Annotated in this window: 4 protein-coding genes; 1 reads left to right on the forward strand and 3 read right to left on the reverse strand. The window is 63.2% G+C overall.

The window, feature by feature from the left end:
- Positions 1 to 347: phycobilisome rod-core linker polypeptide (locus FLM9_RS07550; RefSeq protein WP_180365348.1), on the forward strand; the 347-nt coding region annotated here is incomplete at its 5' end.
- 22 nt (positions 348 to 369) lie between these two features.
- Here FLM9_RS07550 and FLM9_RS07555 read toward each other — a convergent pair.
- From FLM9_RS07555 to FLM9_RS07565, 3 genes are read right to left on the reverse strand one after another with little or no spacing between them, the layout of a single operon-like run.
- Positions 370 to 669 (reverse strand): Nif11-like leader peptide family RiPP precursor, encoded by a 300-nt coding sequence (locus FLM9_RS07555; RefSeq protein WP_074457996.1) that lies wholly within the window; start codon positions 667 to 669, stop codon positions 370 to 372.
- 25 nt (positions 670 to 694) lie between these two features.
- Complete coding sequence (locus FLM9_RS07560; RefSeq protein ID WP_074457997.1) at positions 695 to 1,450, reverse strand: phycoerythrobilin:ferredoxin oxidoreductase; 756 nt, start codon at positions 1,448 to 1,450, stop codon at positions 695 to 697.
- Entirely contained in the window at positions 1,447 to 2,160 is a 714-nt protein-coding gene (locus FLM9_RS07565; protein ID WP_074457998.1) for a 15,16-dihydrobiliverdin:ferredoxin oxidoreductase, read from the reverse strand. Before FLM9_RS07565 ends, FLM9_RS07560 begins: the two co-directional genes overlap by 4 nt.
- Positions 2,161 to 2,230: the final 70 nt, after the last annotated feature.

Genomic DNA, 2,230 nt, shown 5'->3' on the forward strand with positions numbered 1-2,230 from the left:
TTGGCCAGGAGGGGTTGGCCGGTCTGGTGGATGCCCTGCTCAATTCTCCCGAGTACGTGAACACCTTTGGGGTGGACACTGTTCCCTACCAGCGGCGGCGGCTGTTGTCCGGGCGCCCCATGGGCAACGTGCCCTTCAATATCAGCCTGCCCCGCTACGGCACCTACTGGCGGGACGTGGCCGTGAGGAAGTGGTCTGCCGAGGGGCAGGTCTCTGCCGTCTGGGCCAATGGTGTGCCCCCTGTGGCCCGAAAGTTAGGGTTTGCCCTGTCCGTTGTGGGGAGCTTGGAACTGGTGCGAGTGCTTCTCACCGTGGTGGTGGCCATTGGCTCAACCGCAGGCCACTGAACCATCCTTCAGCAGCCGGGATTCAGCAACTGGGACACCACAACCCGAAGCTGGCGCTGGCGCCCACAATCTGCACATGGAGCCCGCCGGGGCCATGGAGACTGCGCCAGCGCAGACCGTTAGCGCAGATGCCGCTCTCCATGGGTTTGGAGACGGCCCGGGTGGCCTGCCACCGGCTGATCTCGGCGGCTGTGCAGTCCAGGCCGGCAGTGGCAGCGAGTCTGATGACCTCTGTGGGTGTTTTGGCGTCGAACAGGGCCGCCGCCAGGGCTTCGTCTGTCTTGACGCGCTCTAGAAAGACAGGAATTTGCTGTTCCGACATTCAAGGACGGGCTGGAGACAACCACTCAGCTTAACGCCTCAAGAGAACGGGGCAGGTCGAACAGGAAGCCATGAATGTAGGCCTCCGTCCACTCGGCGCCGTAGAAGCGGCTGAGCATTCCTCGGGCGGGGTCTTTCTCGGCCCGGTAGTCGGTGTAGCGCCGCTGTCCCGCTAGGAGTTGGCGGGCGCGCGCGCTCGGCACCGGCGCTGCCGCGGCCACCAGATCCAGATACAACTCCAGATACTCCTGAAACGCCGGGAAGACCGCCGCCTCCAGCAAGGTGGTTTCGCTGAGGGGAAGGCGGGTCCAGAGAAAGCCGTCGGAGAAATAGGGCTGTGCCTCCGTGGGGATGGGGCCACCATCCGGCAGTAGACGGCGCCAGCGCTGGAAAATGGGCTCCAGCCGCCCCCAGACCGGAGCTGTGTGGCCGTCATCCTGCTTGAGCACGGGCTGGAGATCAAGGGCCAGCAGGTGCCCACCCGGTAGGGTCACCAAGTCCGCCCCGAAAAACGGCAGATCATAGTGGTGATCAGGATTGATGACAAAGTTCAGCACCTGGGGGACGGGGTCAGCGGCCACACAGGCTGCCCGGGCCTGGCGGATACCGCGGGCCTGCACCGCCCAACTGCGGGTCACCACCTGAATGGGCCGGGCTTTTGATCCTGTCTCTGCCCGGCGCTCCCCAAAGCCTTCCGGGATGGGGTAGGGCCGCAGGTCCGGGAGCCGCGCTTGCAGGCGCTGCTGGGCGTGGTCCAGATAGGGCTGCCAGAGCCAAGTCATGGGGTGGTCTTGTTGGAGATGAATTCAGGAAACAGGAACTCGTGGAGGAAGCGATCCGCCCAAGTCTTCCCGAAATAACTGGCAAAGAGCCCATGGGCCGGATCCTTCTCGGCGCTATAGCGGGCATAGTCCCTCTGCAGCGCTTCCACCTCCCCCTGCCGGCGAGGGTCGGGCTGCTCGGCATCGTGGAGTGCCCAGTAGGCACTCAGCAGCAGCTCAAAGGCGTTCTGGAGGCTCTTCTTCAGGTCCGTCACCGGACCGCGGGCGAACAGCAGCCATGGGGAGAAGTAGCGATTGGCGTCGTAGCTGCGCATTTCTTCCCCCCGGGCAAAGGCCGGGAACCGTTGCTGCAAGGTTTTGAGACCCCCCATGTAGCGTTCCAGGTAGTCGGGATCCTGGCTTAGGGGCTGGAAGTCCATCACCGCCACCAGCTTGTTCCGCAGCCCGAATTGCAATAGGTCAATGCCCAACAAGGGCTGCTGACGATCTGTTTCCGGGAAGGCCACCGCATTGAACACCTGGAGTACGTTCCCCGCATCCAGCCGGGTAGCCCGCAGACGGCGAATCCCCGGCAGGGACCAGGCCCAACTGCGAATCACCCCCTCTTTTCTGGTAGAGCGGCATTCCGCCAACTCCTTGGGCACATGAAGGGGAACACCAGAGCGCGCCTGGACGTCATCGGCAAGCTTATCCAGGAAGTGAGTGAACAAGCTCCAGGCCCAAGCACAGTTTCCATAGTAACCCCAATTTTGGATAAGGTCAGGAGAGGGTTGTGAGGTT

Origin of the sequence: Candidatus Synechococcus spongiarum (genome assembly GCF_900047545.1) — a bacterium.
Taxonomy (GTDB): Bacteria; Cyanobacteriota; Cyanobacteriia; order PCC-6307; family Cyanobiaceae; genus Synechococcus_B; species Synechococcus_B spongiarum_C.

Bases quoted from the DNA above. Each gene is read 5' to 3' on its own strand.
- FLM9_RS07555 (WP_074457996.1), bottom strand. From the start codon at position 669: ATGTCGGAACAGCAAATTCCTGTCTTTCTAGAGCGCGTCAAGACAGAC.
- FLM9_RS07560 (WP_074457997.1), bottom strand. From the start codon at position 1,450: ATGACTTGGCTCTGGCAGCCCTATCTGGACCACGCCCAGCAGCGCCTG.